At 29.0% G+C, this 6,433-nt stretch carries 7 protein-coding genes and 1 pseudogene; 2 read left to right on the top strand and 6 right to left on the bottom strand.

The features are described from left to right. Positions 1-20 precede the first annotated feature (20 nt). From pyrE to gdhA, 5 genes are all read right to left on the bottom strand, one after another. Complete coding sequence (gene pyrE, locus J7G74_RS05185) at positions 21-605, bottom strand: orotate phosphoribosyltransferase (protein WP_297132717.1); 585 nt, start codon at positions 603-605, stop codon at positions 21-23. A 62-nt stretch (positions 606-667) separates the two neighbouring features. Next, entirely contained in the window at positions 668-1,570 is a 903-nt protein-coding gene (locus J7G74_RS05180; RefSeq protein ID WP_297132715.1) for a dihydroorotate dehydrogenase, read from the bottom strand. Next, positions 1,563-2,255 carry a dihydroorotate dehydrogenase electron transfer subunit gene (locus tag J7G74_RS05175; protein ID WP_297132712.1) on the bottom strand — a complete coding sequence of 231 codons (693 nt, stop codon included), beginning with the start codon at positions 2,253-2,255 and terminating at the stop codon, positions 1,563-1,565. Before J7G74_RS05175 ends, J7G74_RS05180 begins: the two co-directional genes overlap by 8 nt. Positions 2,256-2,286: 31 nt before the next feature. Beyond that, on the bottom strand, positions 2,287-3,210 hold the full coding sequence (gene pyrB / locus J7G74_RS05170) for an aspartate carbamoyltransferase (protein ID WP_297132710.1): 924 nt from the start codon (positions 3,208-3,210) through the stop codon (positions 2,287-2,289). A gap of 253 nt (positions 3,211-3,463) precedes the next feature. Further along, complete coding sequence (gene gdhA, locus J7G74_RS05165) at positions 3,464-4,807, bottom strand: NADP-specific glutamate dehydrogenase (protein ID WP_297132707.1); 1,344 nt, start codon at positions 4,805-4,807, stop codon at positions 3,464-3,466. Positions 4,808-5,722: 915 nt separating this feature from the next. Between gdhA and J7G74_RS05160 the strand changes: the two genes are divergently transcribed. Both J7G74_RS05160 and J7G74_RS05155 read left to right on the top strand, forming a co-directional pair. Beyond that, a complete protein-coding gene (locus tag J7G74_RS05160) occupies positions 5,723-5,893 on the top strand; it encodes a DUF362 domain-containing protein (RefSeq protein ID WP_297132705.1) in 171 nt (56 codons plus the stop codon). Positions 5,894-6,026: 133 nt separating this feature from the next. Beyond that, the gene (locus tag J7G74_RS05155) at positions 6,027-6,197 is read left to right on the top strand and encodes a DUF362 domain-containing protein (RefSeq protein WP_187296039.1); all 171 of its coding nucleotides are present in this window, start codon (positions 6,027-6,029) and stop codon (positions 6,195-6,197) included. An 83-nt stretch (positions 6,198-6,280) separates the two neighbouring features. On the opposite strand, the pseudogene J7G74_RS16785 reads toward J7G74_RS05155, so the two are convergent. Then, positions 6,281-6,433, bottom strand: a pseudogene (locus J7G74_RS16785) (redox-sensing transcriptional repressor Rex); the annotation flags it as partial.

The raw sequence follows: 6,433 nt of genomic DNA, 5'->3' as shown, positions 1-6,433 counted from the left end.
TCTAAATACTTTTTAAATAATTACATTCCTAATTCTTTAAACTCTCTACTACCTGGTTTAACAAGTTCTATTTTACCGTCTTTGCAAAGAGGACATTCATCAGCTTCATGAACTTGTATCTCTAATTTTATAGCACTATATATTGGCATTCCTATATCATCATTAGTTCTATTGGCTATACAAGCAACACCTATTACTTCACCGCCAAGAGCCTCTAAAGCTTTTTTAGTTTCTATTGTTGATTTACCTGTTGTAACAACATCTTCAGCTATTATTATTTTAGCTCCTGGCTTAACTTCGAAACCTCTTCTAAGCTCCATTACTCCATCTTTTCTTTCAGTGAACACTGTTTCTTTTCCTAATTGTCTTCCTAATTCATAAGAAACTATTACACCACCCATAGCTGGACCAACTACTAAATCTATGTCTAAATCTTTTATTTGTTCAACAACTGTACTTAAAACTTGCTCTGCATACTCTGGGAATCTTAATACTTTTGCACATTGTACATATCTATTACTATGTTTTCCTGATGATAATAAGAAATGCCCTTCTAATAATGCATCACTTTTCTTTAATATCTCAACTACATCTACTTTACTCATTTTGTATATTCCTCCAATATTTCATATGTTTATTTATTAAAAAATTTTTTAATTTATATTAATTAGATGATTCCTCTTATTTCATCTAATGTTTTTATACCTTCTTGCTTCATAAACTTTTCTATTCCATCTATAATTTCAAGTCCTATTTTAGGATTTACAAAGTTTGCAGTTCCAACTTGAATACAAGAAGAACCTGCCATAATAAACTCTATTGCATCAGTGGCATTTGTTATTCCACCCATACCCCATACAGGTATATTTACATTTTTAGCAACTTCATTTACCATTCTTAGTGCTATAGGTTTTATCGCTGGTCCAGATAATCCTGCATATACATTATCAAATATAGGTTTTCTTTTATTAATATCTATAGCCATAGCTTTAAAAGTATTTACTAAAGATACTCCATCAGCACCTTCCTCTTCACAAACTTTTGCCATAGTTACTATATCTTCAGCATTTGGAGATAATTTCACTACTAGAGGTAAGTCTACAACTTTTCTCACTTCTCTAACTACATCTCTGGCAACTTCATTTTTGATTCCAAAAGCCATTCCTCCAGCTTTTACATTAGGACAAGATATATTTAATTCTATTACATCAACATCCTTTCCTCTTAATAATTCAGCACCTCTTATATAGTCATCTATAGTGCCCCCACCAAGATTAACTATTCTTACTAAGTCTAAATCAGAGAAAAATGGTAATTCCTTTTCTATAAATCCTTCTACCCCTGGATTTTCTAGACCTACACTATTCATCATTCCAGATGGAGTTTCATAAACCCTCATACCTGTATTTCCGTCCCTTTGATTTAATGTAAGCCCCTTACTACTTATACCACCTAATTTTTCTATATCATAAATTTCATTATACTCTTTTCCAAATCCAAATGTTCCCGATGCCATTATTACTGGATTTTTAAAATTAAGATCTTTAAATTTAACATTTAAATTAGCCATTAAAAATCACGTCCTCTCCCCTGAATACTGGACCATCTTTACAAGTCTTCTTATTTCCGAATTTTGTTTTACATGTACATACTAGACATGCTCCTACACCACATGCCATATGATTTTCTAAAGAAACCATTACTTTAGTATTTGTTCCTTCAGCCATTTTAACTAATTTCTCCATCATCGGTGTTGGACCACAAGTTAATATATAATCATATTTATTTACATCTATTATATCTGTAACAAAAGTATCTCCAACCGCTAAATTCACATCATTACATACTTCTTCATATTTACCTACTAATATAGGTTCATTTCTAAATCCTAAATATGCATCACAATTTTCTATATTTTTAGCAACTAAGTATAGTGGTGCAATACCGATTCCTCCACCTACTAAAGCTACTTTCCCTTCTACTTTTTCATATCCATTACCATAAGGACCTTCTAACTTAATAGTATCTTCAGGTTTTAATTTACTAAGTATTTTAGTTCCTTCACCAAAAACTTTATATAAAAAACTTATACTATTTTCACTTATGTCATGTATACTAATTGGTCTTGATAGTAAAGGATAGTTATCCCAAGCTCTTAACATATAAAATTGACCCATTTCTCCTTTAAAAGAACCTTCTACTTCCATTAAGTACATATCTTCCCCAACATACTCATTTTTTAATATTTTATACATACTAAATCCTCCACAAAAGTTAAACTAATATTTATTTTTGTATATCTACACCTAAAAGCTTCATAATTAAAGCCATTCTCACATACATTCCATAAGTAGCTTGCTTGAAATAAACTGCTCTATCATCATTATCTATATCAGTTGATATTTCATTTACTCTAGGTAATGGATGTAGTACAAGCATATCTTCTTTAGCATTATTCATTTTTTCTTTATTTAGAATATAAGTATCTCTTAGTCTTTCATATTCATCTTTATCACTAAATCTTTCACCTTGTACCCTAGTCATATAAAGTAAATCTAAATTATTTAAGGCTTCATCTAAATGTGTAGTTTCACAATATGAATTAGTTTTAATTTCTCCTTTTATGTATTCAGGCATTTTCAATTCTTCTGGTGCTATGAAAACAAATTTATTATTTTCATATCTGTTCATAGCCTTTACTAATGAATGAACTGTTCTTCCGTATTTTAAATCTCCACATAATCCTATAGTATGATTATGTAATGTTCCTTTAAGGGATTTTATTGTTAATAAGTCTGTAAGAGTTTGAGTTGGATGTTGATTTCCACCATCTCCTGCATTTATGAATGGTACAGTCGTGTATTGTGCGGCTTCACTAGCAGCGCCAGCAACAGGATGTCTCATAGCTATAATATCTACATATCCAGATACAACCCTTATTGTATCTCCTAGAGATTCTCCCTTTGATACTGAAGAAGAATTAGGTTCAGAAAATCCTATTATTTCTCCTCCTAATCTTTTCATAGCTGCTTCAAAGCTTAATCTTGTTCTTGTTGATGGCTCATAAAATAATGTAGCCATTAATTTCCCTTCACAAACACGAGAGTATGCTGATGGATTTTTCATTATATCCTCAGCTAAACTTAATATTTCATCTATTTCTTTAATCGAAAAGTCTTCTGGTTGGATTAAATTTCTTGATTTTAACATTATTATTTCCTCCTTTTTAGCCTCTCTGGACTAAATTTAAAAGCATTATATATCTTTTTGTAGATTAACACTTTTATATTTCATTGTCAATACAGTAGTACACTTTTCTTAATTAAAAACATATAAAAAGACAGAAGATAAAATATCTCCTGCCTTAATTTATATTAAAACTTATACTTATTTTTAGAAAACGTTTTTCGATATTGAACTCTTTTACTTATAAAATGTCATTTTTTAACTAATCTTTGAGTTCTTATACTAAACCTTGAGCCATCATAGCATCAGCAACTTTTAAGAAACCAGCTATGTTAGCACCAGCAACTAGATTGTATCCAAATCCATATGTTTGAGAAGCGTTAGCACAAGCATCATGTATACCAATCATTATATCTTTTAATTGAGCATAAACTTGTTCTGGAGTGAATACAGTTTTTCCTGAGTTTTGACCCATTTCTATACAAGAGCATGCAACTCCACCAGCATTAGCAGCCTTAGATGGTCCTACTATAATACCATTATCTTGTAAGTATTTAATTGCTTCATTAGTTGAAGACATATTTGAACCTTCACATACAAATTTACAACCATTAGCAACTATTGCTTTAGCATCATCTAATAATATTTCATTTTGTGTCGCGCATGGTATATATAAATCAGCTTTTACTTCCCATGGTTTTTTACCAGCTACAAATTTAGATCCTGGGAATTTATCAGCATATGGAGCACATACGTTTTTACCTGATGCTCTTAATTCAAGCATATAATCAACTTTTTCTCCACTTATACCATTTGGATCATATATATATCCATCTGGTCCTGATATTGTAACTAATTTAGCTCCTAATTCATTTAGTTTTTGAGCAGTACCCCAAGCAACATTACCAAATCCAGATATAGCAACTTCTTTACCTGCAAGTTTTTCCCCATTTGCTTCTAGCATAGCATTAGCAAAGAATACTATACCGTAACCAGTAGCTTCAGTTCTTCCTTGTAATCCACCGTAAGAAAGACCTTTACCAGTTAAAACACCTTCAAATCTATTTACTAATCTTTTATATTGTCCAAACATATATCCTACTTCTCTAGCTCCAACACCTAAATCCCCAGCTGGCACATCAGTTTCTGGTCCTATATGTCTGTATAATTCAGTCATGAAAGCTTGACAGAATCTCATTATTTCAGCATCTGATTTTCCATTAGGATCGAAGTCTGCTCCACCTTTACCTCCACCTATTGGAAGACCAGTTAAACTATTTTTAAATGTTTGTTCAAATCCTAAGAATTTTATTATTCCTGGGTATACATTTGGCGCAAATCTTAAACCACCCTTGTATGGCCCTATAGCGCTATTAAATTGATATCTATAACCTTTGTTAACTTGAACTTTACCATTATCATCAGTCCAAACAACTCTAAAAGTTATACCTCTTTCAGGTTCTGTTAATCTTTCTAATATAGCTGCCTCTTGATATTCTGGGTGTTTTTCTAGTACTGGTACTAATGAGCTAAGAACTTCTTCTACTGTTTGGTGAAATTCTACTTCACCTGGATTTCTTTTTTTACATAGTTCAATACATTCTTGTACATAATTTGACATTTTAAAGCCCCCTTAATAATAAGTATCTTTTATTATTTCTAAATCAAGATATGTAACCAAATTTTACTATATATCTTGCTTACACTTGAATTGTAGCATAGCAAAATCTCTATTCGCAATTGAATTTTTCTTTAATTTTCAATTGAATTTTTGTTTAACTTATTTTAAGTAATTCTCTATTTTACTTTTTATCTTAAGCTTATTTTTATATAAATAAATAATTTAAACTATATTTTATAGTCACATCAGTAAATATACATTGTTAATTATTATTCATAAAATATATACTTTTAAAGTTTTATATTTTTAACATCCTTAAGTAAGTTTATTTTTTAATATTTTTTTATTATTAACTATAATTAAATTTAATTTGTTTAACTATTTATTGTTTTTAAATTATTTATTAAATTATAATAGTATACAATATTCAATTACATACCATAACTAGTTAAATTTTATTCAAATTAGCTAGTTTATATATTATTTTATAATTTTAATTTTCAATTTTTTTGAATTATTTAGACTATTGTGATTCATATTACAATTTATTTAAATATTGTCGTTTCAACCTATTAATAATGTATAATTTACTAATTTAATATACTATTTATATAAATTACATCATAACTACTATATATAGATCATGTTATTTGTTAAAAATTTTATTTAATATTTTTCTATTTATTTTAATTTAATGTTAATTAAAGTAAAATAAACTTTATTATTTTTTCCAAAAAGTATATTTTTGAATTTCTAATTGTAAAATATTGATTTTATATCTTAATATTTTAAACTCTAAATTTATTTTAATCCTATTTATATACGATGTTTTTTCCATAGATATTTTTATTGTTATATATGGTAAATTTTGCTATAATGAACTTAATCATATGATACAAAAGGGGGTATTGGAATATGGCTTATAAAATAACTGATGAATGCATAGCTTGTGGTTCATGTGCTGATGAGTGTCCAAATGATGCTATAATAGCTGGAGATGAAAAATACGAAATAAATGCAGATGAGTGCGTAGATTGTGGTTCATGTGCTGATACATGTCCAAATGATGCTATAGTGGCTGAGTAATAAAAAACCAAAGACTATTCAGGATTAGATTTTCTTGAATAGTTTTTTTATGCGCTTTTCTAGTTGTTTTTTCATTTGTTTTTGGTATAATGTATAATGCATTATAATTTACAAAATAAGGAGGAGCTTTAAAATGGCTTACAAAATATTTGATGCTTGCATAAGCTGTGGTGCTTGTGCTGATGAATGTCCAGTTGAATGTATATCTGCTGGAGATGATAAATACGTTATAAACCCAGATGAGTGTATTGAATGCGGTGCATGCAACAGCGTTTGTCCTGTAGATGCTCCACAACAAGACTAATAAAAAAAGAGCTACTTAAATATTTAATTTAAGTAGTTCTTTTTCTTTATATAAAATATTATTATACATTTAATAAATAGTTTTTACATATCATCTTCCTTCATCAAGTATGATAAAGTGAATAAGCTTTCTGTTAAGTTGACATTTTCTACGATAATATCATTTGAAACATTTAAATCTACAGGTGCAAAGTTCCAAATTCCTTTTATTCCTCCATTTACCAACCTGTCAGCTAG

This window comes from Terrisporobacter sp. (assembly GCF_017888745.1).
GTDB lineage: Bacteria > Bacillota > Clostridia > Peptostreptococcales > Peptostreptococcaceae > Terrisporobacter.
The sequence above is the reverse complement of the archived record's forward strand: the minus strand, read 5'-3'. Positions and strand labels throughout refer to the sequence as shown.

What these genes read in the sequence shown, in the direction of transcription:
- gdhA (WP_297132707.1), bottom strand. Translation starts at nt 4,807, where the DNA reads ATGTCAAATTATGTACAAGAATGTATTGAACTATGTAAAAAAAGAAAT.
- pyrE (WP_297132717.1), bottom strand. Translation starts at nt 605, where the DNA reads ATGAGTAAAGTAGATGTAGTTGAGATATTAAAGAAAAGTGATGCATTA.
- J7G74_RS05155 (WP_187296039.1), top strand. Translation starts at nt 6,027, where the DNA reads ATGGCTTACAAAATATTTGATGCTTGCATAAGCTGTGGTGCTTGTGCT.
- J7G74_RS05175 (WP_297132712.1), bottom strand. Translation starts at nt 2,255, where the DNA reads ATGTATAAAATATTAAAAAATGAGTATGTTGGGGAAGATATGTACTTA.
- J7G74_RS05160 (WP_297132705.1), top strand. Translation starts at nt 5,723, where the DNA reads ATGGCTTATAAAATAACTGATGAATGCATAGCTTGTGGTTCATGTGCT.
- J7G74_RS05180 (WP_297132715.1), bottom strand. Translation starts at nt 1,570, where the DNA reads ATGGCTAATTTAAATGTTAAATTTAAAGATCTTAATTTTAAAAATCCA.
- pyrB (WP_297132710.1), bottom strand. Translation starts at nt 3,210, where the DNA reads ATGTTAAAATCAAGAAATTTAATCCAACCAGAAGACTTTTCGATTAAA.